Source organism: Sphingomonas sp. LR55 (genome assembly GCF_036856015.1).
Classification (GTDB): Bacteria; Pseudomonadota; Alphaproteobacteria; order Sphingomonadales; family Sphingomonadaceae; genus Sphingomonas.
On sequence record NZ_JASPFO010000001.1, the window covers coordinates 3357501 to 3380975 of the forward strand.

At 61.8% G+C, this 23475-nt stretch carries 24 protein-coding genes, 1 tRNA gene, 2 rRNA genes and 1 pseudogene; 20 read left to right on the plus strand and 8 right to left on the minus strand.

All coding sequences use genetic code 11. The features are described 5' to 3' along the window. Positions 1–130 precede the first annotated feature (130 nt). From QP181_RS16220 to QP181_RS16245, 5 genes are all read left to right on the plus strand, one after another. Positions 131–2926, plus strand: a 23S ribosomal RNA gene (locus QP181_RS16220). A 254-nt stretch (positions 2927–3180) separates the two neighbouring features. Beyond that, a 5S ribosomal RNA gene (gene rrf / locus QP181_RS16225) occupies positions 3181–3295 on the plus strand. An 86-nt stretch (positions 3296–3381) separates the two neighbouring features. Continuing rightward, positions 3382–3458, plus strand: a tRNA-Met gene (locus QP181_RS16230). Between the two features lie 530 nt (positions 3459–3988). Next, complete coding sequence (locus QP181_RS16240) at positions 3989–4828, plus strand: glycosyltransferase (protein WP_333929177.1); 840 nt, start codon at positions 3989–3991, stop codon at positions 4826–4828. Further along, on the plus strand, positions 4825–5904 hold the full coding sequence (locus QP181_RS16245; protein WP_333929178.1) for an acyltransferase family protein: 1080 nt from the start codon (positions 4825–4827) through the stop codon (positions 5902–5904). The genes QP181_RS16240 and QP181_RS16245 overlap by 4 nt, the downstream gene beginning before the upstream one ends. 102 nt (positions 5905–6006) lie before the next feature. Here the strand turns inward: QP181_RS16245 and QP181_RS16250 are convergent, their stop codons facing one another. The 5 genes and pseudogenes from QP181_RS16250 to QP181_RS20120 form a co-directional block, all read right to left on the minus strand. Next, on the minus strand, positions 6007–6510 hold the full coding sequence (locus QP181_RS16250) for a serine O-acetyltransferase (protein WP_333929179.1): 504 nt from the start codon (positions 6508–6510) through the stop codon (positions 6007–6009). 27 nt (positions 6511–6537) lie between these two features. Further along, a complete protein-coding gene (locus QP181_RS16255) occupies positions 6538–7227 on the minus strand; it encodes an acyltransferase family protein (RefSeq protein ID WP_443027557.1) in 690 nt (229 codons plus the stop codon). Between the two features lie 61 nt (positions 7228–7288). Beyond that, positions 7289–7567, minus strand: a pseudogene (locus tag QP181_RS16260) (acyltransferase family protein); the annotation flags it as partial. A gap of 8 nt (positions 7568–7575) precedes the next feature. Then, positions 7576–8889, minus strand: coding sequence for an O-antigen ligase family protein (locus QP181_RS16265; protein WP_333929181.1), 1314 nt, complete (start codon positions 8887–8889; stop codon positions 7576–7578). A gap of 146 nt (positions 8890–9035) precedes the next feature. Then, entirely contained in the window at positions 9036–9575 is a 540-nt protein-coding gene (locus tag QP181_RS20120) for an O-antigen ligase family protein (RefSeq protein WP_443027558.1), read from the minus strand. A 259-nt stretch (positions 9576–9834) separates the two neighbouring features. Between QP181_RS20120 and QP181_RS20125 the strand changes: the two genes are divergently transcribed. The 13 genes from QP181_RS20125 (at position 9835) to QP181_RS16330 (ending at position 18655) form a co-directional block, all read left to right on the plus strand. Beyond that, positions 9835–10479, plus strand: a complete 645-nt coding sequence (locus tag QP181_RS20125) for a hypothetical protein (RefSeq protein WP_443027559.1) — start codon at positions 9835–9837, stop codon at positions 10477–10479. Between the two features lie 51 nt (positions 10480–10530). Further along, positions 10531–11241 carry a glycosyltransferase gene (locus QP181_RS16275; protein ID WP_333929183.1) on the plus strand — a complete coding sequence of 237 codons (711 nt, stop codon included), beginning with the start codon at positions 10531–10533 and terminating at the stop codon, positions 11239–11241. A 14-nt stretch (positions 11242–11255) separates the two neighbouring features. Beyond that, positions 11256–11546: a hypothetical protein gene (locus QP181_RS16280; RefSeq protein ID WP_333929662.1), complete on the plus strand. Its 291-nt coding sequence runs from the start codon at positions 11256–11258 to the stop codon at positions 11544–11546. Then, positions 11470–11757, plus strand: coding sequence for a glycosyltransferase (locus QP181_RS16285; RefSeq protein ID WP_333929663.1), 288 nt, complete (start codon positions 11470–11472; stop codon positions 11755–11757). The genes QP181_RS16280 and QP181_RS16285 overlap by 77 nt, the downstream gene beginning before the upstream one ends. After that, on the plus strand, positions 11754–12224 hold the full coding sequence (locus tag QP181_RS16290) for a glycosyltransferase family 2 protein (protein ID WP_333929184.1): 471 nt from the start codon (positions 11754–11756) through the stop codon (positions 12222–12224). Before QP181_RS16285 ends, QP181_RS16290 begins: the two co-directional genes overlap by 4 nt. Before the next feature lie 222 nt (positions 12225–12446). Beyond that, positions 12447–12962: a glycosyltransferase family 2 protein gene (locus tag QP181_RS16295; RefSeq protein ID WP_522731692.1), complete on the plus strand. Its 516-nt coding sequence runs from the start codon at positions 12447–12449 to the stop codon at positions 12960–12962. Positions 12963–13158: 196 nt separating this feature from the next. Then, complete coding sequence (locus QP181_RS16300; RefSeq protein WP_333929186.1) at positions 13159–13587, plus strand: polysaccharide biosynthesis/export family protein; 429 nt, start codon at positions 13159–13161, stop codon at positions 13585–13587. Next, positions 13565–13927 (plus strand): polysaccharide biosynthesis/export family protein, encoded by a 363-nt coding sequence (locus tag QP181_RS16305; protein ID WP_333929187.1) that lies wholly within the window; start codon positions 13565–13567, stop codon positions 13925–13927. The genes QP181_RS16300 and QP181_RS16305 overlap by 23 nt, the downstream gene beginning before the upstream one ends. A gap of 38 nt (positions 13928–13965) precedes the next feature. Continuing rightward, a complete protein-coding gene (locus QP181_RS16310; protein ID WP_277983824.1) occupies positions 13966–14403 on the plus strand; it encodes a hypothetical protein in 438 nt (145 codons plus the stop codon). Positions 14404–14480: 77 nt separating this feature from the next. Then, positions 14481–15779, plus strand: a complete 1299-nt coding sequence (locus QP181_RS16315; protein ID WP_333929188.1) for an outer membrane beta-barrel protein — start codon at positions 14481–14483, stop codon at positions 15777–15779. 72 nt (positions 15780–15851) lie between these two features. Next, on the plus strand, positions 15852–16985 hold the full coding sequence (locus QP181_RS16320; protein WP_333929189.1) for a GumC domain-containing protein: 1134 nt from the start codon (positions 15852–15854) through the stop codon (positions 16983–16985). A gap of 25 nt (positions 16986–17010) precedes the next feature. Then, the gene (locus QP181_RS16325) at positions 17011–17943 is read left to right on the plus strand and encodes a polysaccharide biosynthesis tyrosine autokinase (protein WP_333929664.1); all 933 of its coding nucleotides are present in this window, start codon (positions 17011–17013) and stop codon (positions 17941–17943) included. 52 nt (positions 17944–17995) lie between these two features. Next, complete coding sequence (locus QP181_RS16330) at positions 17996–18655, plus strand: hypothetical protein (protein WP_333929190.1); 660 nt, start codon at positions 17996–17998, stop codon at positions 18653–18655. Between the two features lie 121 nt (positions 18656–18776). On the opposite strand, the gene QP181_RS16335 is transcribed toward QP181_RS16330, so the two are convergent. Then, complete coding sequence (locus QP181_RS16335) at positions 18777–20072, minus strand: O-antigen ligase family protein (RefSeq protein ID WP_333929191.1); 1296 nt, start codon at positions 20070–20072, stop codon at positions 18777–18779. A gap of 169 nt (positions 20073–20241) precedes the next feature. On the opposite strand from QP181_RS16335, the gene QP181_RS16340 reads away from it, so the two are divergent. Then, complete coding sequence (locus QP181_RS16340; protein ID WP_332755782.1) at positions 20242–20517, plus strand: hypothetical protein; 276 nt, start codon at positions 20242–20244, stop codon at positions 20515–20517. A gap of 51 nt (positions 20518–20568) precedes the next feature. Here QP181_RS16340 and QP181_RS16345 read toward each other — a convergent pair whose 3' ends face one another. After that, positions 20569–21027, minus strand: coding sequence for a PilZ domain-containing protein (locus QP181_RS16345; protein ID WP_333929192.1), 459 nt, complete (start codon positions 21025–21027; stop codon positions 20569–20571). Positions 21028–21262: 235 nt separating this feature from the next. Between QP181_RS16345 and QP181_RS16350 the strand changes: the two genes are divergently transcribed. Continuing rightward, on the plus strand, positions 21263–22645 hold the full coding sequence (locus QP181_RS16350) for a sugar transferase (RefSeq protein WP_332755780.1): 1383 nt from the start codon (positions 21263–21265) through the stop codon (positions 22643–22645). A 30-nt stretch (positions 22646–22675) separates the two neighbouring features. On the opposite strand, the gene QP181_RS16355 is transcribed toward QP181_RS16350, so the two are convergent. Continuing rightward, positions 22676–23158: a transglutaminase-like cysteine peptidase gene (locus QP181_RS16355; RefSeq protein WP_333929193.1), complete on the minus strand. Its 483-nt coding sequence runs from the start codon at positions 23156–23158 to the stop codon at positions 22676–22678. Between the last annotated feature and the right edge of the window lie 317 nt (positions 23159–23475).

A 23475-nucleotide genomic window follows, 5' to 3' on the forward strand; every position in this document is an offset into this window, starting at 1 on the left:
ATCATCATAACTAATAATCTGGCTGAGATTATAATCATCCGCACCTGACAAAAGCTAACGCGCACTGCTCTGCCGAGTTGGTGACGTTCTTCGGAACGCACCCAGTGATGTCGTTGGTGGTGTGGACTCTCAAGCGTGAGGTAAGGGCAATTCGTGGATGCCTTGGCACATACAGGCGATGAAGGACGTGGCACGCTGCGATAAGCGTCGGTGAGCTGTGAGCAAGCTTTGACCCGACGATTTCCGAATGGGGAAACCCACCTATCCCGATTAATTCTACTTGCGCGGTAACGCACAGGTCGAGTTAATTAGGTTAGGTATCACTTAGCTGAATACATAGGCTTCGTGAAGCGAACCCGGCGAACTGAAACATCTCAGTAGCTGGAGGAAAAGACATCAACCGAGATTCCGTTAGTAGTGGCGAGCGAACGCGGACCAGGCCAGTGCCTGAATTTCAACTAGTAGAAGTCTCTGGAAAGTGACGCCATAGCGGGTGACAGCCCCGTATACGAAAGTGAGAATTCAGGACTCGAGTAGGGCGGAACACGTGAAATTCTGTCTGAACATGGGGGGACCACCCTCCAAGCCTAAATACTCGTATGTGACCGATAGCGAACTAGTACCGTGAGGGAAAGGTGAAAAGCACCCCGATGAGGGGAGTGAAACAGTACCTGAAACGGATTGCCTACAAGCAGTTGGAGGGCTTTTATGGCCTGACAGCGTACCTCTTGCATAATGGGTCTGTGACTTAATGTATCAAGCAAGCTTAAGCCGATAGGTGTAGGCGCAGCGAAAGCGAGTCTGAATAGGGCGCCAGAGTTTGATGTATTAGACCCGAAACCCGGCGATCTAGGCATGACCAGGATGAAGGTGCAGTAACATGCACTGGAGGTCCGAACCGATTAACGTTGAAAAGTTACCGGATGAGTTGTGTTTAGGGGTGAAAGGCCAATCAAGCCGGGAAATAGCTGGTTCTCCGCGAAAACTATTGAGGTAGTGCCTCGCACGAACACCTTAGGGGGTAGAGCACTGGATGGGCTAGGGGGTCGCGAGATCTACCAAACCTAACCAAACTCCGAATACCTAAGAGTGATATGCGGGAGACAGACGGCGGGTGCTAAGGTCCGTCGTCAAAAGGGAAACAGCCCTGACCTACAGCTAAGGCCCCCAAATCGTATCTAAGTGGGAAAGCATGTGGGACTTCCAAAACAACCAGGAGGTTGGCTTAGAAGCAGCCATCCTTTAAAGAAAGCGTAACAGCTCACTGGTCTAAACAAGAGGTCCTGCGGCGAAGATGTAACGGGGCTCAAGATACGTGCCGAAGCTTAGGGTGTGCCACTTATGTGGTACGCGGTAGCGGAGCGTTCCGTAAGCCTGTGAAGCGATCTGGTAATGGGTCGTGGAGGTATCGGAAGTGCGAATGCAGACATGAGTAGCGATAAAGAGGGTGAGATGCCCTCTCGCCGAAAGACCAAGGGTTCCTGCGCAAGGCTAATCCGCGCAGGGTGAGCCGGCCCCTAAGACGAGCCCGAAGGGGGTAGTCGATGGGAACCACGTTAATATTCGTGGGCCTGGTGGTGTGTGACGGATCATGTGTGTTGTCATCCCTTATCGGATTGGGATGGCTTCGAAATGGTTCCAGGAAATAGCCCCACCGTATAGACCGTACCCGAAACCGACACAGGTGGTCAGGTAGAGTATACCAAGGCGCTTGAGAGAAGTGTCCTGAAGGAACTCGGCAAATTGCCTCCGTACCTTCGGAAGAAGGAGGCCCTCACTATGCGCAAGCACTTTGAGGGGGCACAGGCCAGGGGGTAGCGACTGTTTAGCAAAAACACAGGGCTCTGCTAAGTCGGCTTCAAGACGACGTATAGGGCCTGACGCCTGCCCGGTGCCTGAAGGTTAAGTGGAGGGGTGCAAGCTCTGAAATGAAGCCCAGGTAAACGGCGGCCGTAACTATAACGGTCCTAAGGTAGCGAAATTCCTTGTCGGGTAAGTTCCGACCTGCACGAATGGCGTAACGACTTCCCCACTGTCTCCAGGACATGCTCAGCGAAATTGAATTCTCCGTGAAGATGCGGAGTACCCGCGGTTAGACGGAAAGACCCCGTGCACCTTTACTGCAGCTTCAGAGTGGCATTAGGAAGAAACTGTGTAGCATAGGTGGGAGGCTTTGAAGCATCGGCGCCAGCTGATGTGGAGCCATAGGTGAAATACCACCCTGTTTGTTTCTGATGTCTAACCTCGTTCCGTAAGCCGGAACAGGGACCCTCTGTGGCGGGTAGTTTGACTGGGGCGGTCGCCTCCTAAAGAGTAACGGAGGCGCGCAATGGTGGGCTCAGGACGGTCGGAAACCGTCTGTTAGAGTGCAATGGCATAAGCCCGCCTGACTGCGAGACTGACAAGTCGAGCAGAGACGAAAGTCGGTCATAGTGATCCGGTGGTCCCTCGTGGAAGGGCCATCGCTCAACGGATAAAAGGTACGCCGGGGATAACAGGCTGATAACCCCCAAGAGCTCATATCGACGGGGTTGTTTGGCACCTCGATGTCGGCTCATCACATCCTGGGGCTGGAGCAGGTCCCAAGGGTTTGGCTGTTCGCCAATTAAAGTGGTACGTGAGCTGGGTTCAGAACGTCGCGAGACAGTTTGGTCCCTATCTGCCGTGGGCGTCGAAATTTGAGAGGAGTTGACCCTAGTACGAGAGGACCGGGTTGAACATACCTCTGGTGTACCAGTCGTTCCGCCAGGAGCGCAGCTGGGTAGCTATGTATGGACGGGATAACCGCTGAAAGCATCTAAGCGGGAAGCCTCCCTCGAGATAAGATTTCATAGAGCCGTCGGAGACCACGACGTTGATAGATCGGATGTAGAAGTGCGGTAACGCATGGAGCTAACCGATACTAATTGCTCTATTCGCGCTTGAGAGTCTCACACCATCAATGACAACACTGGGTCACCAGTAGCGACAAACGATGCGTGCGGATGATTAAGACGACGCCAGATTGCCAATCCCCTCGCCGTCGAGGGATTGGTACCAACTACAAATACACCAGCACTCGGTGTTCCGAGAGGCTGGCAACCAATATGTGCACGGTATCGATTTTAAGCCCCGTCTCAGCGAAAGCGCCGACGGGGTACCCAAAGCATTCCCCAACGTATCGTCGCACCGGCTCCATTGCCTGGTGGCTATAGCGTCGGTGTCCCACCCGATCCCATTCCGAACTCGGCCGTGAAACCCGACCGCGCCAATGGTACTATCGCTCAAGCGATGGAAGAGTAGGTCGTCGCCAGGCATTGAAGCCCGTGCGACGATACGTAACACAGAACGCTTAAAACCCATTCACCATGTCTTCTACCCACGTTCTCCAACGAGAACAGTCGCGGGGTGGAGCAGCCCGGTAGCTCGTCAGGCTCATAACCTGAAGGTCACAGGTTCAAATCCTGTCCCCGCAACCATCTTCTACAATACTCCCAACCCTGTAGCGCAAGCTCCGGGGCCGTTGGCATTTCTGTATCGATATATGCAGGCAGTCTTCGAACATCGCAGGTCAGGGCAAACCGAGCCACCCACGATTGCCCCACCTCGTCCGTCCGCGAAGCCGAGCGAGATCAATTCAATAAATTCTGCGGATATTTCAGGTCCCGCGTCATATTCTCTTTTGAGATCCTGGTTGATCATCCGACGCCGCTTTGCATAACCGTCGCATAACACCCGCATTTACAACGGCTCTTTACACCAATAAGTGCCCAACCAACGGGCGCCGTCCCGAACCTACTGGAGCAACACATGGCGCGCGTTGATGTCGTTATGCCCGTGCGAAACGGGGAAGCATTTGTCGAGGACGCCATCCGATCGGTGATGGTGCAGACCGAGCGCGACTGGCGGTTGATCGTCCTGAATCATGCGTCGACCGATGCGACCGGGGAGATTATTGATCGGCTGGGGGGAGGATCGTCGCGTACAGCGTCAAGATTGTGGTCCTGCCATGACGCTGTCGGATGTCCGCAATGCGGGGTTCGATCGGAGCGACGCACCGTTCGTCCTGCTCCACGATGCCGACGATTTGTCGGTGCCCGAGCGGATCGCGGTGCTGCTGGCCGAGATGGAGCGCCAGCCCCATCTCGTTCTCGTCGGCAGCAATTACGTCACCGTCGATACCCAGCTAAAACCACTAGGCACGCGCAAGCTGCCAAGCGATCCGGATCGGCTTGCGGTGGCTGCGCTCTTCAGCAACCCGATCGCGCAGCCTACCGTAATGCTGCGACGTCTCGCGCTCGACAAGGCCGGTGCGCGCTACGGCAAGACCTTCCTCACGCCATCCGGAGGCCCTGCGCCGATGACGGTGGCGACGCTGGTCGAGGATTATCTGATGTTCGGCCAACTCGCGATCGAGGGGCTGTGCGCCACCGTGGCGGAGCAACTCGTGCTGTACCGCTGGCATGGCGGCAATACGAGTTCGGTCGGCTTTCAACGCCAGATGGAGCTGTCGCTGGACATCTCGCGTCACCTGATGGCGCTGGTCGCGGCAACGCGGGGCGTGGCGTATTGCGATCCGACCCCGTTCTGTAATCATGGCGCGCGACTAGAGCCCGCGTCCGGTACGGACCTGGCCGAGCAATGGCCCCCCTTGCGCCAGGCAATTCTGGCGGCGTTCGGCGACACGCCCGGCGTCCGTCGAGAATTGGCCTTCCGTAGCGTTTTGGGGACCCGCAGCCTGCCCGCGATGCTCGCCAGATTCGCCCGGTTCAGCCTGTCCCACCGACCCGACAGCGATGAGCTCGCAACCATTCGCGCATACGCCGCCAAGACGGTCCGTCGTCGATGAGCGGTATGACAGGGTCGAAGACCGTGGGTGCGGAACGGCGCGGTACGTCGCGGATCGAATATCTCGAGACGCTGCGGGGGTTCGCCTGCCTGTTGCTGGTGGCGTTTCACGTCGTCGGCGACAGCCCGATCCGGGGGCTACGGCTGCCCGCGGACCATTGGCTGTCGATCGCCAATCATGCGCTCCACGTCGTACGGATGCCGCTGTTCGCCTTTATTTCGGGGACGGTCTTCGCATCGTTCGTGCCGAATGCGGGTGCCTGGCGGGGCAAGGTCCTGGCGAAGGCCAGACGTTTGCTGGTACCGATGGCATCGGTAAGCGCGCTGTCCTGGTGCATCCAGTCGCTCGTGCTCCACAATGCGACGCCGCCATTGTGGGAGATCTTCTTCTTCTCGTACGATCAGTTCTGGTATCTGCAGGCGACGTTCGTCCTGATGGTCGCGATCCTCACCGTCAGTCTGCTCCTGCCAGGCCGCGATCTTGCCCCCTATGCGCTGGCGCTGGTACCGATCGGATATTTCTATCCGCTGGTATCCGCGTGGCAGCCCGACGTCTTTTCGGCCGGGAAAGCCGTGTACCTCGCGCCCTATTTCCTGCTGGGGCTCTTCATGCGTCGGCATGACCTGCTGCAGGGGATACGCGGACTGGACACGCTGCCGGGCCGGGTGTTGCTAGCGATCGGCGTGTTGGGCCTGATGCTGGTCGGCATCAACGCCGATACCGCCGGCCACAGCCTCATGGGGTCGATGCTCGGCTATACCGCCGGGCTGGCGATCTGCTTGTTGGCAGTCTCGATCCGGGCGCGGGTGTCGTGGCTGGCGTGGATTGGCGGCAAATCCTATCCGATATTCCTGTTTCACGTCCTGTTCGCGGCGGGGACGCGGATCGCGCTGCAAAAGATTGCGCCTGGCATGCCGGTATTGTTCTATTTTGCCGGCGGTCTTGGTGCCGGGCTGATCGGACCGATCATCATGGGCGAGGTGCTGATCCGAAACCGCATCACCGCACTGCTGTTCCTGGGCATCCGGTCGCGCGCCGCCGGCAAACCGGGCCTGGAGATGGCGACGCCGCGCTGATCGGCCGCGTAGCGGTACTGCGCGACGGCTGCGAGGTGAGCATGGACTGTGTGGTCAGCGTTGCTGCGTGCGCATCCGCAGTCGCAGCCGTAGCAGCTTAGGCTAGGGGCGGGGCGTGGGCATGCGGATGGTTGCCGGGTTGCCGACCGCGCGTGCACCGGGCGGGACATCGCCGAGCACCACGGCATTGGCACCGATCACGGCATCGTCGCCGATCGTGACGGCGCCGAGGATGACGGCACCGGCGCCGACCTGCACGCGGTTTCCCAGCGTCGGCGCATCGAGCGGGCGCCGTTCGCTACGGTTGCCGAGCGTGACGTTCTGACGCAGTAGGCAGTCGTCGCCGATCACGCTGGAGCCATGCACGACGATCCCGCCGAAATGCTCGATCCGCAACCGCCGCCCGATCCGCGCGGTTTCCGGCAGCGAGATACCGCACCGCACCTCGACCCACTTGCCCGCAAGCTTGGTCCATATGCCCCATATCGTGCGAACGATCCCGCGCCGGCGCGCCAGACGGGGCGCCGACAGCCGATAGACCGCCAGCGCCCAGAAGCCCTGGGACAGCCAGCCCTCGCGGTGATTGCGTCGATCTTCGCGGAGCAACGCGAACGGCCCAGGATCTCGGCTCAGTCATGCGGATGCATTGCTTATGCGCGACGCTTTATAGCGTGCTGCCAGACGATGCCCGAAATCGGTCGACGGTCGCTCCAAGTAGCGTGTGCTCAGATGCGCGATTACAAAGGTAATCAGGAAGCTGAGTGGTCTCTTGAGGTACCGTTCTGTCCGGTCGCCTGAACCCAACCATCCCGCATATGTGATGGGATGAACCACATATAATGCGTAGGAAATCGTGGCGAAGTATCGCAAGATTTTGCTTTCTAGAACGCGTCGATAGCCGGAATGAGGATAGCCGAAAGACAGGCCGACCAAGCCGGCTGCGAAATAGGGCCTCAAATAAGCGAGTAGGGGCACGGTATGGCGCACATATTGCTGCGTGCCCGCCAGGAGCAGCGCAATCAGCAACGCCGATGCGGCGCCCGAGGCCTTCCCTAGCGCGACAGGTTTGCGTCCGGACAGCAATAGCGCGAGCATTGCGCCAGCCAGGATCTCGTCGACACGGTCGAACGTGGTTACGCCGACTGTTGTCCCGCGCCACACACGTGCCGCGGTGATCGCAATCCCACACAACGGCAACAGATAGAGTCCCTTGCGACGAAAAACCGAAACGATCAGTGCAATGAACATATAGAACTGCATTTCGATGGAGAGACTCCAGAAATGCGGTGCGTATCGCAAATAATATTGCGAAAGATCTCGCATAGAAAAACAGGTTGGCTACGACGATGTCCATAGGACGTCCCGGGGCAATCAAAACGAAGGCGATGAACGTCCAGGCGAGTGGCACGATGCGAAACAGGCGTTTGATCAGGAACGTCACGACCGTCTGATCTCTCAGCAACGTGGTCGTTATCAGGAATCCGGACAGCACAAAGAATATCGCCATTCCCGCAGCGGCGACGGCTTCGTTTAGAAAATACGCTTTTGGCCCGATCGGGAGCATATGACCCGCGAGAACCATTAAGATGGAAAGCCCCCTCCATCCGTCAAGCACCGCGAGGTGTGCTTTGGCGCGGGGGTCGTAAGCAAATTTTTCGGTCATCGTACCTTTTACCGCAGGCCACCAATCATAAGCTGCGGTTGACGCCGACTTGCAGTCAGCCAGCTAGGAAGGCTTGGAGCCTGCCCTATTATACACCCAAGTATGAAGACAAACTCTACGTTTACGGACAGATAATACAGCATATTGTCGCTGACAGACACGACCGCATAACCGACTATCGCTAGGAAAATATACAGTTTTTCCGACGACGTTGTAGCCCGGAACAGGCTCACGGCAACGATGCTGACCAGGAGATAGACGAACGAAAGCATGAGCACGAGGCCGCCTTCGAAGATCGTTTGGACATACACATTGTGCGCACCGCTTCCGTTGGTGCTGGTGAGGGCGAAGAAGTCCCGCGACAGCGGGGCAAAAGACGACAGGCCATATCCGAACGTCATTTTGCGTTCGATCCAAGGCCATGCCGCCTGCCACAGGTAGCGACGCCATGTTCCAGAATCGACTTCGACGAACTGCGATGCGTCAACGTCACCGTGCGATATGCTGACCAGATATGCATAGCTCATTTCCGGTGCGCCCTCCGCCGCATTGGTGATGCGGTCCATAACGCCCGGAACCAACATGGCGAGCGGTCCCGCCAATAATATCGGTATCAGATACAGAGGACGCTGAAACGCCGTGTAGACGATCAAGAACAACGCCGTCGCAACATAGGCAGAGCGCGTCCCGGTGAGTAGAAGTTCCAGTGCCGCAACAACGAGCAATATCCAGACGGCATTGCGTTGCCATCCGCTGCGTAGGTAGTTGCTCAGCTGCGCATGATACAGGAACGATATGTAGATCATCATGAAGAAGGCGAGGATGTTCGGATGCGTGAAACTAGCCTCCAGCCGTTCTCCCATATCTCCTAACGCGATTTGTATAAGGCCGGTTGCCAATGGCACCACGCCTGACAGTGCAACCGCCAGCGTTAATACACGTCGCCCGATATACGGCGCATAGTACAGCGCGAGCATGGATACTGCTGCGAAGGTCAGGTAATTGAAGAGAACTTGAATGGCTTCCGCGAACACTGGAGAGTGCACCGCTGCGATCAACGCCGCCAGCAAGAATGGAGCCCAGATAATCGCTGCTGTGCGAATGACGGTTTGTGCCCGTCGATCCACGAGTAGCGCATGGAGCATCACCAAGCTGGCCAGGGCCACGAACAGGAAATTGAACAGGAATCCTGGTGTGATGCTGAAAGCACCAAGATTCATCCGACCAAGACCGAATAAAGGATCCAGCGAAGGACGCGCCACCAGCATAGGCAGTACGATTGATACGAACGGCAGCGTTCGTCTTTGGGGCACGGCGATCATGGAGCGATGTTCCCCCGGTTGCGGACCGGCTCTCACCTCGGTCCGACTCTAGTAAGCCCTGGCTCTTCCAGTACAGGCCATGGCGTTGCGGCGACGGCGAGATACCTCTCCATTGGCGCCGCGTTTTGCATTATCGCTGCGGGGTTTCAAGCGCTCCGCGATCCGTTCGCCGCCAGTCGCCTTCGCTTCGTAGCTAAACGTGCTTGCGAGTGCCATCGCCGTGAATCATCCGCCCCGACGCCGCGGATCGCGAACAGGACGAAGAACAGCGAAAGGTTGGCGGACAGGTAATAGAGGATGTTGTCGCTCGCGAGAACGATCGCATAGGCGAGCACCAGGAGAAGCGCGAAGATCAGCTCGCCGCGTCCGAACGGGAGATTGGCCGCGTTCTGCAAGGCAGACGCGATATACGTCCACAGGAAGCCGAGCAGCAGGACGCCGCCGCCCTCGAACACGAGCTGGAGATAGGTGTTGTGCGCGAAGACCTCGCTCTCGCCGTTCGGCAGCAGCGCGAAGAACTGGCTCGAATAATGCGGGAACGACGCTAGCCCGCTGCCGAGCAGGGGATGGCTCGTGACCCATGGCCATGCCGATTCCCAGAGGTAGCGACGCCATGTCCCCGAATCGACCGCGACATAGCCCAGAATCGGCGATATCGCCGCGCGCGACGCTGACGAGATAGTCATAGGTGAAGACCGGTGGGCCGCTGGTCGCGTCGCTGATCCGGTCGAGTACGCCCGGCACCAGCAGCGCGAGCGGTGGCAGGATGATGAGCGGTATCAGGTAGATCGGCCGGCGCAGGGCGGCATAGAGAAACAGGAAGACGAACATCCCGGCATAGCCTGCGCGCGTGCCGGTCAGCAGCAGTGCCAGCAGGCCGAGCGCGATCGGCAGCCACAGGACCAGACGCGCGCCGGCACTCTGTAGATAGGCGCTGACCTGCGCATGAAACAGGAAGGCGACGTAGATCAGCAGGAAGAAGGCGAGGATGTTGGGGTGCGGGAAGGTACCCATGACCCGCGTGCCGGCGCCGCCGGTGGCGGCCTGGAACAAGGCGGTCAGGATCGGGATGACGCCCGACGCCGCGATCAGCATCGTCAGTCGCTCACGGCCGATATGCGGTGCCCATGTCAGCGCCAGCAACGACACCGCCGCATAGGACAGATAGTTGAAGAGAACCTGCAGCGCCTGCGCCGGGACCGGCGATCGCGCTGCCGCGATTCCCGCCGCCACCAGCATCGGTGCCCATATGATCAGCGTCGTCACGACCGCGCGATCGGGCGTGCGGTGGACCAAAGCGGCATTGACGGCGATCGCTGCGGCGAGGCCGACGAGCAGCAGGTTGAACAGGAAGCCCGCCGACAAATTCAGGGCGCCGACCTGCATCGTGACGCTGGCAAAGATCACGTCGAGCGAGGGGCGCAACGCGATCAGCGCGAGTATCCCCCACGCAAAAGGCGGCAATCCAGTCGCGATGCCGAGCGGCGTTTTGGCGATACTATCGGAACCGGACTGGACCATATTCATCCTTTGCCACGATGGCACATTGAGATGTTCACGCTTGTACAACACCACTTGCGAGCGACCTGAGGTATTGATAGCGCGTGCGGCGGCCGCGGGCCTGAACTGGAGGTGCGGCGCATGAACGTTGGCTATTTTACTAATCAATATCCTAAGATTAGTCATACCTTCATTCGGCGCGAGATCGCCGCAGTGGAGAATCTTGGGACAACCGTCGAGCGTTGGGCGATCAGGGGCTGGGATGCCGAGATCGCGGACCCGCTCGACGCGGCAGAGCAGCAGCGTACGCGGTATCTGTTGCGGGGCGGGGCGCTTCCGCTCCTGACCGCGGCATTCGTAGAGCTGCTGCGGACGCCAAAGGCGTGGTTCGCGGCGTTGCGCCTGTCGTTCCGGATGATGAAGCGGTCCGATCGTGGGCCGCTGCTCCATCTCATCACCTTTCTCGAGGGCGCGATGCTGTCGCGCGGCATGCAGGCGGCCAAGCTCGATCATCTTCACACGCATTTCGGGACCAATGCCGCGGAGATCGCGATGATCGCGTCGTGTCTGAGCGGCGTGCCGTACAGCATGACGGTGCACGGGCAGGGCGAGTTCGATGCCCCCGTTGCGCTCAAGCTGAACCTCAAGGTCGCGCGGTCCGCGTTCGTCGTGGCGATCACCAATTATTGCGCGAGCCAGCTCTACCGGTGGGCCGAGGTCGCCGATTGGGACAAGATCCATGTCGTGCACTGCGGCCTGTCGCAGGCGTTTCTGGAACAGGTGCCGACCCCCGTGCCGGCGGTTCCGCATTTCGTGAACGTCGGGCGACTGGATCAGCAAAGGGGCATTTGATCCTGGTCGAGGCGGTGGCGCGGCTGCGGGCCGCCGGGACGCCCGTCCACGTGACGCTGGTCGGCGACGGCGATGCCCGCGGGCAGCTCGAAGCGGCGATCGCGCGTCTCGGGATCGCGCAGGATGTCACGATCACCGGCTGGGCCGACGAGGCGGAGGTGCGCGCGCATATCGTTGCCGCGCGCGATGGTGATGCCGAGCTTCGCCGAAGGGTTGCCGATCGTGGTCATGGAAGCGCTCGCGCTTGGCCGCCCGGTCCTGGCCTCCAACGTCGCGGCGATGGCGGATCTCGTCGTCAACGGTGAAACCGGCTGGCTCTTTTCGCCAGGGTCGGTGGATGCGGTAACGCGGGCGATGGCCGATTGCATCGCAACGCCGGTCGAGACGTGCACAGCGATGGGCGAGCGCGGCCGGGCCTTGATTCGCGACCGTCACGACGCGTCACGCGAGGCGCGCAAGATCTACGATTTGATGACCGCCCATAAGATGGGCCATAAGATGGAACGCCGCGCATGACGCTATTGAGTGCGGTGCTGGTCGTGATCGCGCTGGTGCCGCTTCCGGCGAGCATGCTGCTGGCGGCACAGATGTTGGCCTCGCTCAAGCGTCGACCGGACCGCCTCCAGTCGCGGACGGGAACGGGGACGGGGGCGGCCTGTCCCGCCTTCACGGTCGTGGTGCCGGCGCATGATGAAGCTACGGTCATCGCCGCGACGATACGCTCGCTGCGGGCGCAGTTGCGCCCCGACGACCGACTGCTGGTGGTCGCCGACAATTGCACGGACGATACCGCCGCGATCGCGCGGTCCGAAGGGGCCATGGTGACGGAGCGGTTCGACGCCGAACGCCGTGGCAAGGGCTATGCGTTGGAATGGGGCGTCCGCCACGATCTGGCGCGGGCGACCGCGGTCACGATCGTCGTTGATGCGGATTGTCTGGTCAGTCCGGGGGGCTGGAGGCGCTGGCACGCGAGGCGGCGGTGAGCGGTCGGCCGGTGCAGGGGGATTACCTGCTCGAGGCGCCTGCGGGTGCAGGGCCGGGCACACGCTTCAGTGCCTTCGCGATTCGGATCAAGAACCGGGCGCGGCTCCTGGGTTCGCAGCGGCTCGGTATTCCGTGCGTTCTCACCGGCAGCGGCATGGCGTTTCCGCGCGGTACTCGACGACATCCACCTGGGATCGGGCGAAATCGTCGAGGATCTGTTGATGTCGGTCGACCTGGCGCTTGCTGGCGCACCGGCACGGTTCTGCCCCGACGCGCGGATCACCAGTCCGTTGCCGCTCGATCGTGCCGCGGCGGATGGTCAGCGTGCCCGGTGGGAGCGCGGGTATCTGTCGGTCGCGCGCCGTTTCGCCTGGCGCCTCGTCGCTGCGGGGTTTCGTCGTCGTTCGCCCCGGCTGATCGGCATGGGTATCGACATCGCAATTCCGCCGCTCAGCCTGTTCGCGGTTGCATTGATGGGTTTGGTCGTGGTCACGCTCGCCGGCATGCTGTTCGGTGCGTCGCCCGCGGGCTTCATCATTGCAGCGATCCAGCTCGCCGTGTTTCTCATCACCGTGACGACCGGCTGGCTGGTATATGGTCGAGACCTGCTCAACTTCGGCGACTTTATCGCCTTGCCGCTGAAAATTTTCGCCAAGATTCCTTTTATGTCCGGCTCGCACGGCGCCCGCAGCAGGGCTGGGTACGGACCGCGCGATAGCGAGGATCGCGAACCCTAGGCAAAATGCGGTGGGCTCTGGCGCATCTTCGTCACAGGCGATCGAATAGTAAGAATGGGGCCATGGCGTTCCGGGAAAATTGCCTTAACAGGCCCCCCGCGACTGTCTGGACGGCCAGTTTTCTGACCTGTTCGATGGCCGCATCGCGCCAATCTTTTTTACGTGCATTCAGACGATTGTCACGAAGTGTCCCATAATGCTGCATCGAGCGGTGAATCGCAGCAGGCAAGTTGCCGATTTGTCGCGCCTGGAATATGACGAGCCGAAGGAATGGTGGCTAATGCATTTAATTCGCTCAATGTTATTTGCGGTATTGTTCGCGTCGGGATCGCTCGCCGTGGCGCAGCGGCCGGCCGATCCGGTGGCACCGGCGGGTAAGGTTCAGTCGGCGACGCCTGCTACGGCGACGGCGACGGCGACCTCTGCCGCCCCGCCTGTCACGGCATCGGCAACGGCCTCGGCAGGGGCATCGCCGGGTTCGACGACGGTGTCGGATAGCACGCAGGACGATTATCGACTCGGCGTGGCGGACAAGATTCGCATCATCGTTTTCAACGAGGAAACGCTGTCCGGCGAGTTTTCGGTAAGCGATTCTGGGAACGTTGTCGCTGCCGCTGATCGGTGACGTCCAGGCACGCGGCCGTTCGCCGCGCGAAGTCGTCAAGGACATCACCGCCAAGCTGGCCGACGGGTATCTTCGCGAGCCCCGCGTCAGCCTGGATGTGCTGACCTATCGCCCGTTCTACATCATGGGCGAAGTGACCAAGCCCGGCGAATATCCTTACACAAACGGGCTGACCGTGATGAATTCGGTCGCGCGCGCAGAGGGTTTCACCTACCGGGCAAATAAGGGAAAAGTGTTTATCAAGCGCGCGGGAGAGACCGAAGAACGTCGCTATCCGCTGCAGGCTGATTTGCGCGTTTACCCCGGGGACACGGTACGAATTGGCGAACGCTTTTTCTAAACGAGCGGGCTTAGGGGGCGGGTAAAGAGAGGGATACGATGAAGCAGTTTTCTAGGGCGATGGTCGTTGTCGCATTGAGTGCGGTCGCACTGCCGACGGCAGCCAACGCCGTGCGTCCGGTCGTGCGTGCAGCCGAGCCGGACGCATTGGCGGTCCAGTCGGTCATCGCGGCGTTGCGCGGCGTGATGCGTGCACAGGCGGCCAGCGCCACGTCTCAGGACATCGAGGCTGCGCTCGTCTTCGCGCTCGACCAGCAACAGCAACCGGCTCCGGTGTCTCTCACCGCGCTGAACTATCTGCTGGGTAACCCCGACTATGCCCACAAGGTTCGGGCGGCGTTGGTGAACGTGCGCCTTTCGGTGCGGCGTGGACAGCGCGGTACGGCGTCGATCGCCGACGGTGGCGACCCGACGTTGATTGCGGGGCCGATCGTGACCGGCGGGAACGCCGGCGCGACGTATTCGGCACCGAACTAAAGCCAGACGGGCCCGGCCCGCTTTTGACCATCGCGGGAGCAAATGGATCCCGCCTTTGAATAGCGCGGGAGCGTATCATGATTAAACGTTACGCGGCCGCTTGTGTCGGCCTTTCTTCGCTCTGGACGGGGGTCGCCGAGGCTCAGATCTACATCAGCAACGATCCGATCGATGCTGTCGTCCCCTTGATCTACAACCGCGGTCGCAACGAGAGCGTTCTCGATCGACCCAGGCCCGAAGTGAACGCAGTCGGCGTACCGCTCGGCAGCTTTACGGTCCTGCCCCAATTTACCAGTCAGCTGGGGTATACCAGCAACGTTCTGCAGACCGCGGACAATCAAAAGTCCGACGCGTTCGTGCGGTTTCAGCCGCGCCTGCTCGCGAAGTCGAACTGGTCGTTGCACAGTCTGCAGCTCGAGGGCGCGGGCGATTTCGTCCGCTACGCCGACCAGACCGCCCGCAACGAAAACGGCTGGAGCGTGAGCAGCCGCGGTCGCTACGATGTGAACGGCGATATCGCGATCAGCGGACAGCTCGATACCGCTCGCCGGTACGAGACGCAGTTCTCCGGCGCCTCGCTGGTCAACGTCCTGACGATCACGCCGTATCAGCGCTCGCAGGCCAAGCTGCTGGGCGACGCACGGTTCGGCCGGATTCGCGCCGTGCTGTCCGGCGACTATACCGACTATAACTTCAAGCCGGTTCGCACGCTCGACAATGTCGAAGTGTCGCAGGACGGGCGTGACCGCAAGGTTGCGCGCGGTGCGGGCCAGTTCGAATATGGCTTGAGCCCGGACGCCGGTGTTTTCGTCCAGCTTGGTTATACCGACACGAGCTATCGCCTGCCGCTGACGTTCGACCAGCCGAGCCGCAGCTCGCACGAAGTGCGTGCACTGGCCGGCGTCACCTTCGATCTGACCGCGTTGATGCGCGGTTCGTTCGGCGCAGGGTATATCACGCGCAATTTCGAGAGCGCCGCCTACAAGACGGCCAAGGGCCTGACGATCGATGCCCGGCTGGAATATTTCCCGACGCCGCTGACGACGGCGACGCTGGCCGTCAACCGCACGGTTCAGGATGCCACGCTGGCTAGCGGCGGCTTCTTCAACACCACCACGGCGTTTCGTCTCGATCACGAGCTGTTGCGCACGCTGCTGTTGAATTACGCCGTGTCGTACGAAGTCGATACGTATATCGGCATACCGGGCAAGGCCAAGATCGGGCAGGTGAGCGGCGGTGCACGCTATCTCATGAACCGACTGCTGACGGGCAACCTTGATCTGACCTATGCAAACCGCAAGAGCGATTTTGTCGGCGTGAACGGTCCGCGATTGTCCGAATTCCGGGCGCTCGTCGGCGTCGCGATCCACCGCTAAATCACCGCTAATCACGTACGGAGACGTAAACTCATGGTAATGGAACGTCCGGGGGACCTGAATGGTCCTGCGATGCCGCCGAGCGGTGTCGGCGTGATTCGGTCGCTGTCTGGCGCCGTAAAGGCGATGTTCCAGCGGCGGTGGCGGACGTTCGTTGCGGTGGCGGCGACCGTGCTGGTCGTCGGCATCGCGCTCGTCATGATGATGCCCTGGCGGTACGAAGCGGTGGCGCGCGTCAAGATCGACCCGTCGGCAAACGCCGCGCTGGGTCGGATGGACGGTGAGCGCCCCGACCAGAATATCTTCGATACCGAAGTGAACGTCGTCAAGTCGCGCGACGTCGCGATCGGCGTCGTGCGCAAGCTCGGGCTCGCCAATCGGGCCGACCTGACCAAGGGCCTGCCGGAATTGCCGCGCAATCCGACCCCGGAACAAGAGCAGAAGCGGGTCGACATGATCGCTTCGCGGTTGCTGTCGAAGATCTCCGCGGACCGTGACAAGATGACGTACGTCGTCAACATCGGTTACACCGCGGCAGATCGTTTGCTCGCAGCCGAGGTCGCCAACGGCTTTGCCAGCGAGTATATCGCGTACAGCCGCGGCCAGCGAACCGGCGCGGCGTCGCGGGAAACCAGCTATCTCGATCAACGTCTGGCCGCGCTGAATCAGCAGGCTGCGTTGGCGGATGCACGGCTCGCGCAATATCGTGCGCAGGCCGGTATCGTCGGCGGCGGATCGTCGACCGTGACGGATCAGCAGATCAGCCCGCTTGCGGGTCAGCTTGCGACCGCCGAGTCCGAAGCCGCTGCAGCGCAGGCTCGCCTGGCAGTCGCCGGCAGCCAGATTGCGTCCGGCGGCATTGATGCGGTTTCGGCCGTGCTCGATTCTGAAGGTCATCGCCGATCTCCGTTCGCAGCGGGCGCAGATCGTTCAGCGTCAGGGCGAGGTGCTGTCGCGGTACGGAGCGCGGCATCCCGAGAGCGTGAAGATCAAGGAGCAGCTTTCCGCGATCGACAAGCAGATCCAGGACGAGGCCAATCGCAACATCGGCGGGCTTCGCAGCGAAGCCAGTGCCGCCGCGGCGCGGGCCGGCAGCCTGCGCAGCGAAATGGGCAAGCTTCGCGGCCAGCAGTCCAGCGATACCCGCGCCTCCGCGCTCGCGGAAACCTACCAGCGTCAGGCCGACGCGGCGCATGCGGCGTATAATCGTCTGGCCGAGCAGGCGCAGACGATGAACCAGGTTGCGCGCAGTTCGCTGACGCAGGCGCAGATCATCGAGTCGGCGGTGCCGCCGTCTGCGCCCACGTCGCCGAACCGGCCGATGCTGGTGATCCTCACGATCATCGCCGCGATCGGTGCGGGCATCGTCGTGATCGGCGCACAGGAAGTGCTGGCCAAGGGACTGTACTCGATCGATGATCTGGAACAGCTTGGCCTCCCGGTGCTCGCGACGATCCCCAAGTTGCGGTCTGGTCGCGGCTCGGCAAAGCATTCGCCGGCAACGTATCTGATCGATCGTCCGATGAGTGCCTATGCCGAAGCGTTTCGCACGCTCCGGCGTTCGATCGGCCCCGCCAAGAGCGTGGCGATCGTGTCCACGCTTCCCAACGAAGGTAAGACGAGCAGCGCGCTGGCGCTGGCCCGGATCTGCGCGATGTCGAAGGAGCGCGTGCTGCTGATCGATGCCGATCTGCGTCGGGCGGGCTTGATCGAAGCAGCCGGCATCAAGCCCGAGCGTGGCTTGGTCGAGTTGCTGCGCGGCGAGGCTTCGCTTAGCGACGTGATCATCCCCGATGCCGTCCCTGGGCTGGATCTCATTCCGGTCGCGAACAGCTCGTTCATCGCCGAGGATCTGTTTGCGGGCAACGCGCTCTCCAATCTGATCGCGTCGCAGATGGATCGCTACGATCGGATCGTGATCGATACGCCGCCGCTGCTGGGTGTCGCCGACGCGCGGTCGGCGGCCAATGTGGCCGAGCGAACCGTGATCGTGGTGAAGTGGGGTGCGACGCCGGAGAATGCGGTTCGCAGCGCGCTGGCGTGGCTGAGTCATGACGGCGTCGATGTCGCGGGTGCGGTCTTCTCAATGGTCGAGATTTCGTCCGAGGCGTATGGCGGGATGTACTACTCCAAGAAATACGCCAACTATTACAATGCGGACTGACCCTTTCGGGGCACAGTCTGCGGCGATCGGTACGCGGCGGGCCGGAGGGGCGGTGCCCCTCCGGCCAGGCGACTATGATGCGCCTTATGCGAGCCACTGGATGCAGCGCGCCGCTATCGCGGTTCTGGTAGCGGCGCTGTGTCTGGCGTTGGTCAATCTTGTCACCGAACTCCGTGTCGCGGCAATGCGAACCGCACTCGATGCACAGCAATCCGAGGCCGAGGTCGCATGGCCTTGGCTGATCGACGATCGACCCGCCGCGATGCTCGCGCCCCGCACTGCGCTGCTGCGGGGGATGCTGCGGACCTATGATGCGTTGGACGAACCTGCGCCGCGTCGCGCTGCGATGCTGGCGGACGCCGCGGTAGATCTGGCGCGGACGCGGGGCGTTCGGACCTGGTGGGCCGAAGCGGACGTGGCGCAGTCGTATCGGGCGTTGCTGGCAGACGGACCGGACTCGCCTGCCGCGCTGGCGGGACTCGTGCGGAGCTACGAATCGGCGCCGTTCCTGCGCGGTGCGGCGCCGTGGCGGATACGCTATGGCGCGGCCTTGTGGGCAAAGCTTTCAGCGGCCGATCATGCCCGGATCGTGGACGAGACGGTCTGGCTCGCGGGTGCGTCGGGGCGAACCTATGGCTACGCAACCGGACTGGTTGCTGGGACCCCGGCCGAAGCGCCGGTGGCAGCGAGACTTGCTGAGACCGCGCGCTAGACCAATGGCTCGTATGATGGTGGCGCGGGGAGGGGGCGAAGATCGTTCGGTCCCGTTTGCCTGCGTCCTATGACGATCGCCGAAGCTGCGCCCCGATCGATCCCGGCGGCGGCACCGTCGATCATGCCATCGTCATGGGCTGTCTCACCGAGCCACCCCAGACGGTTCCGATCAGGAACGCCGCGAGCGATGCGAAGGCCGGTATATCGAGCGTGATATCGACGCTGGCACAGGCGAGGATGACGCCGATCGCCGATATCGAGGCGCGGATCATCGGTTGTCGCCGGATGGCCGATGACCGGATCGCGGGCCAGGCGAGCAACCCCGCCGCGGTCAGGATCAACATTAGATAGGGCCATCCGCCGACCAGCAGCAGCGAGAGGAATAGGTTATGCGGCGAATGGACGAACCATATCCGCGCCGCGTCCGTCGTCGACGAGAGCGCGTGGAGCGTGATGTCGTCGAGTCCGCCGGGTCCTACGCCCCAGGGATGCGCGAGCACGATCCTGCCGTAGAACGCCCAAATCCTGGTCCGTTCGATACCGTCGGTCGACACCGTCTGAAACCTGTCGCTGACGACATCGCCGACCAGGAACAGCATGACTGCGACGCCGATCGCGAGCGCCGCCAGCAGCAAGACGACGTACCGGGTCCGCTGTCGGGCCTGTTCTCGCAGCTCCTGGTCGAATATCGTCGCGAGCAGAAGGGCCACCAGGGTTGCCGCCAGCGCCGTCCGCGACGCGGTGATCGCACACGCGCCGATCCCCGCCAGCAGCGCGACAGGGGCGGCGATCATGATCGGCAGCGGGGCAGGATCGAGCCGTCGTGGCAGCAAGGTGAGAAATCGTCCGAGGCCGAGCACCGCAAGGATGCCGAACAGACATCCGGCGGCGTTCGCGTTCAAGATCGTCCCAGTGAAGCGACCCGCGAGGAAGCCCTTGTCATAGCCCCAGACCCGGCTCGGATCGGCTTCGTTCATCGCAAACCCGGCCGCCAGCAGGATCAGCGAGACCATGATCCAGGCATCGAGCGAGACGCGCGCGCCGCCCGGTCGCCACGCCACCGCCGCCGCGGCGACAAGGACAGCAACGCCGCCGATATAGCGGACGACGCCGCCAAGATTGAGATCCGGGGCGATCCAGCCACGATGGAGCAGATCGATGCCAGGCATCGTGCCGGAGGCGAGCCACACGGCGGCAAGACCGAGCACCGCCAGCGGCGGTGCCAGACGCCGCCAGAACGTCGACGGCGGCGCTACCAGGAGCAAGACCAGGATCGTCGCCAGGATTTCCACAGCCGCGGCGGCGGCGGCCAGCAAGGGGCCGTCGGCGGCCAGAGCCATCATCTGGCCGAACAGGACGACGGGGACGATCACTGCGGCAATGCGGGTCCGACGATCCGACCCGGAGCGCGTCATCATGCTATCCTCTTGCTTTATCGCGCTAAGGTCGGCGAATTGTTCGCGGTCATAGAGCGCGGCCTGGAATACTCCAGCGCTTTTGGCGGGCCACCAGCGCACCGGCGATGTGCCATTCCAGGACCGATTCCGATCTTGCAATGCGAAACGATCGCGCCAGTGTGCGGCCATGTCGATCCGCTGTGTATTTGGTCATCAAGCCCGTGCGAGCCAGCGCAATGCCGGGCTTTGCGTCGGTGTTTGCGATCATTGCGGGGCCACCGTCATCAGCACGGCCGGCGGGCGCTGGTGGAAGCTGTCCAGCCACTACCGCATCGTCTGGGCCGAACGCGGCCGGCACGCGGTGTCACCGTATGAGGCATTGCGAAAGGCCCGCCGGCGCGCGTCGCCGCTGCACCGGCTGCGACCATCTCGCGATACATTCGGTGGCTATCACATCAACTAAATCGGTCGCGGCCGGCGCGATGCGGACGCCGGCACACCACCGGCGTCGGGATCAAAAGGCGGTGAATCCCCAGATCAGCAATGCCCAGCCGGTGATCGAGATGGCGGCTATGATAGTCATGGCGGACCGCGGCGAAGGCCCCACACGGCGGACATCGGAAGCGCGGTCGGCATCGGTCGTGCCGGTCGCGACCGAATCGGGGGCAATCGGGTTTGCACCGACCGGAAGCGTAACGACGTTTTCCTCGAACGCGGCGCTAACCCGGCCGCGCGGCAGCGACGTCATGAACACGCAGCCATAGCCCGTTGCGCTGCGCCGGACGACGCGCGCCTTGACACTGCCGACGCCGGCGATGCCGATCGTGATCTGCTCGTCGGGCAGCAACGTCTCGTCGGTCTCGATACGACATCCGTCGCGCGTGAGATCGGCAATACGAATGACCAGCTGGGCGCGATTCTCGCTGCGCAACGTGCCCGAACGGCCTAGCGGCACGCGCGGTTCGCTTCGCAAGTCGGTCGTGTTTACTTTGGCCTGGGAACGCATGGCACGCATAAAGTCCTCCGGTCTCCCGACCTAATTGCGCGCGGTTAATAAAGTGTTCAGCGACACCCAAAACTGTCCCGATTTCACCGTATGTGTTGGAATGGGTTGGCAAACAACTCCGTTGACTACGCCGCCAAGGCACCTATCAACGCACCCGGATTGGGTAGTTTCCCGGTCTCGCGTGGTGGTTGGAGGGTAATTCATGAATCGTACGGCCGACGATTCCGCTATTGGCGTACACGCGAAAACCGGGATGGTGCGGGCCTCGGCACACATGGTACGTATCCGCATTTATGCATTGCTGCTCGCGCTGGACGTGACCGCGATTATCCTCGGCGTGGTGATGGCGATACCGTTGCGCGTGACGCATGCAAATTGGTTTGGCGTGCTGATACTCCTCCTGCCGCTGTTCGTGACGATCTCGTTCAATTCGAAGGCCTATTCGGTCGATGCACTCCATTCGACCGAGACCGGTATTTGGGCGAGCCTGCAGTCGTTGTTTCTTTCCTACACGCTGTTATTTCTCACTTATTACCTGTTCAAGGTCGACCCTTTGGCGTCGCGGCTCATCATGATCTGTTCCGCCGTTGCGGCGGCGATCCTGATGTATGGTTTCCGTGAGGTCGTCGGCCAGTGGCTGATCCCGTATCTGGGCACGGCCGTCACCGCCGAGATCCTTATCGTCGACCGAGTTTCGCTCGGCGACAGGGCCAGTATCACGACTGTCGATGCGGAGGCGTTGGGGCTTCGTCCGGATCTGCAGGATCCGACGATGCTCAATAGGTTCAGCCAGGTCATTCGCGGGCTCGACCGTGCCGTCATCCTGTGTCCGCCGGACGCGCGTCGGGCTTGGGCGATGATGCTCAAGGGGGCCGGCGTCCGGGGCGAGATCATCGTCGAGGATGTCGACGAATTGCGCCCGATCGGCGTCGGCGCCCTCGATGGCCGTTTCACGCTCGGGGTATCCGCAGGGCCGCTCACGTTGCGTAACCGGGCGATGAAGCGCGCCTTCGACGTCGCGGTTTCGGCGGCTGCGCTGATCGCGATGTTCCCGGTCCTGTTGCTGATCGCGATCGCCATCAAGGTCGACAGCCCCGGCCCGATATTGTTCCGGCAGCGGCGCGTGGGACGTGGCAACGCCTTTTTCGACATCCTGAAGTTCCGCAGCATGCGCGTCGAGAGCAGCGATGCCGACGGTGCTCGCTCGACCCAGCGCGATGACAATCGCATCACTCGCGTCGGGCGGCTGATCCGAAGCACCAGCGTCGATGAGTTGCCGCAGCTGATGAACGTCCTGCTGGGCCATATGAGCATCGTCGGACCGCGACCGCATGCGCTGGGGTCGCTGGCTGGAGAGGATCTGTTCTGGGAGGTCGACGAGCGATATTGGCATCGCCATGCGCTGAAGCCCGGCATTACCGGTCTGGCGCAGGTCCGTGGGTTCCGGGGTGCGACGCATACCCGCGACGATCTCGTCCTGCGTCTTCAGGCCGATCTTGAATATGCCGATGGCTGGCGACTGAAGCGCGACCTGATCATCATATTCGCGACGTTCAAGGTGCTCGTTCACAAGAACACCTATTGAAGATAGGCGGTTGAGCGTGGGCGGTGACCGTCAGGAACGGTCGGTATCGGCCGTATCACTCGCCGCCAGCGCGATCTGCCGTTCCGACAGCGGCTGGCGCCAGGCTTTCGATCCTGCGAACGCCTGTACGGAAAGCCACGTATAGCCGCTCTTGTACCAGGGCCGCAGATAGGGCGTGCGGCTGTCGAGAACCTGATCCCCGTCGCGAGTCCGCGCTACCAGGACCGTGTGAAGGCCGACCGCCGGCGCATAAACCACGGCCAGCGACAACCGGCTTTTGGGAAAGCCGGCGGTGATCAGCTCCGCCTGTTTCTCGAGGGCCATGTCCTCGCAATCGCCGGCGGCGCCGTCATACGCGCCGCTCGCGTGCCACACTTCTTCGCGCCCGTAGATCGCCAGATCGGTAGCCTGGCGAACGATCCGGTTGACGCGTACGTTGATCTGTCGAAGCAGTTGTTGCTCGTCGATATCTGGCGACATCGATGCCATCGGTGCCGGCGCCGGATGCGGCATCGGCGCGAGTATCGGTGTCGAATCGACCCTGTAGACGAAGGCGAGCGCCTGCGGTGGGGTGGGCGATCCAATCGTGAGCGTGAATCCCCGAAGCGATCGTTGAGCATCGGTCCATGAACTTTGACCGAAAACCGGGACTGCCGAAAAGCGACAGCCGGGGCGAGCGCAGGCAGGACTGGGCGGGCGACGACGATAGCGCCCGTCGCGCCGATCGAGGCACCGACTGGCGTATGAACGTCGACCGAGTCTGCGGATGCGGAGAGCGATGATGCCGCGGGGTCCCCGTCACACTCGACCGGCGTCTGCGCGCACATCGC

What these genes read in the sequence shown, in the direction of transcription:
- QP181_RS16290 (WP_333929184.1), top strand. Translation starts at nt 11,754, where the DNA reads ATGACGCTATTGAGTGCGGTGCTGGTCGTGATCGCGCTGGTGCCGCTT.
- QP181_RS16295 (WP_522731692.1), top strand. Translation starts at nt 12,447, where the DNA reads ATGTCGGTCGACCTGGCGCTTGCTGGCGCACCGGCACGGTTCTGCCCC.
- QP181_RS16285 (WP_333929663.1), top strand. Translation starts at nt 11,470, where the DNA reads ATGGAAGCGCTCGCGCTTGGCCGCCCGGTCCTGGCCTCCAACGTCGCG.
- QP181_RS16320 (WP_333929189.1), top strand. Translation starts at nt 15,852, where the DNA reads ATGCCGCCGAGCGGTGTCGGCGTGATTCGGTCGCTGTCTGGCGCCGTA.
- QP181_RS16310 (WP_277983824.1), top strand. Translation starts at nt 13,966, where the DNA reads ATGAAGCAGTTTTCTAGGGCGATGGTCGTTGTCGCATTGAGTGCGGTC.
- QP181_RS16255 (WP_443027557.1), bottom strand. Translation starts at nt 7,227, where the DNA reads ATGCGAGATCTTTCGCAATATTATTTGCGATACGCACCGCATTTCTGG.
- QP181_RS16325 (WP_333929664.1), top strand. Translation starts at nt 17,011, where the DNA reads ATGAACCAGGTTGCGCGCAGTTCGCTGACGCAGGCGCAGATCATCGAG.
- QP181_RS16350 (WP_332755780.1), top strand. Translation starts at nt 21,263, where the DNA reads ATGAATCGTACGGCCGACGATTCCGCTATTGGCGTACACGCGAAAACC.
- QP181_RS16340 (WP_332755782.1), top strand. Translation starts at nt 20,242, where the DNA reads ATGTCGATCCGCTGTGTATTTGGTCATCAAGCCCGTGCGAGCCAGCGC.
- QP181_RS16355 (WP_333929193.1), bottom strand. Translation starts at nt 23,158, where the DNA reads ATGCCGCATCCGGCGCCGGCACCGATGGCATCGATGTCGCCAGATATC.
- QP181_RS16335 (WP_333929191.1), bottom strand. Translation starts at nt 20,072, where the DNA reads ATGACGCGCTCCGGGTCGGATCGTCGGACCCGCATTGCCGCAGTGATC.
- QP181_RS20125 (WP_443027559.1), top strand. Translation starts at nt 9,835, where the DNA reads ATGAAACAGGAAGGCGACGTAGATCAGCAGGAAGAAGGCGAGGATGTT.
- QP181_RS16265 (WP_333929181.1), bottom strand. Translation starts at nt 8,889, where the DNA reads ATGATCGCCGTGCCCCAAAGACGAACGCTGCCGTTCGTATCAATCGTA.
- QP181_RS16300 (WP_333929186.1), top strand. Translation starts at nt 13,159, where the DNA reads ATGCTGCATCGAGCGGTGAATCGCAGCAGGCAAGTTGCCGATTTGTCG.
- QP181_RS16240 (WP_333929177.1), top strand. Translation starts at nt 3,989, where the DNA reads ATGACGCTGTCGGATGTCCGCAATGCGGGGTTCGATCGGAGCGACGCA.
- QP181_RS20120 (WP_443027558.1), bottom strand. Translation starts at nt 9,575, where the DNA reads ATGACTATCTCGTCAGCGTCGCGCGCGGCGATATCGCCGATTCTGGGC.
- QP181_RS16315 (WP_333929188.1), top strand. Translation starts at nt 14,481, where the DNA reads ATGATTAAACGTTACGCGGCCGCTTGTGTCGGCCTTTCTTCGCTCTGG.
- QP181_RS16275 (WP_333929183.1), top strand. Translation starts at nt 10,531, where the DNA reads ATGAACGTTGGCTATTTTACTAATCAATATCCTAAGATTAGTCATACC.
- QP181_RS16245 (WP_333929178.1), top strand. Translation starts at nt 4,825, where the DNA reads ATGAGCGGTATGACAGGGTCGAAGACCGTGGGTGCGGAACGGCGCGGT.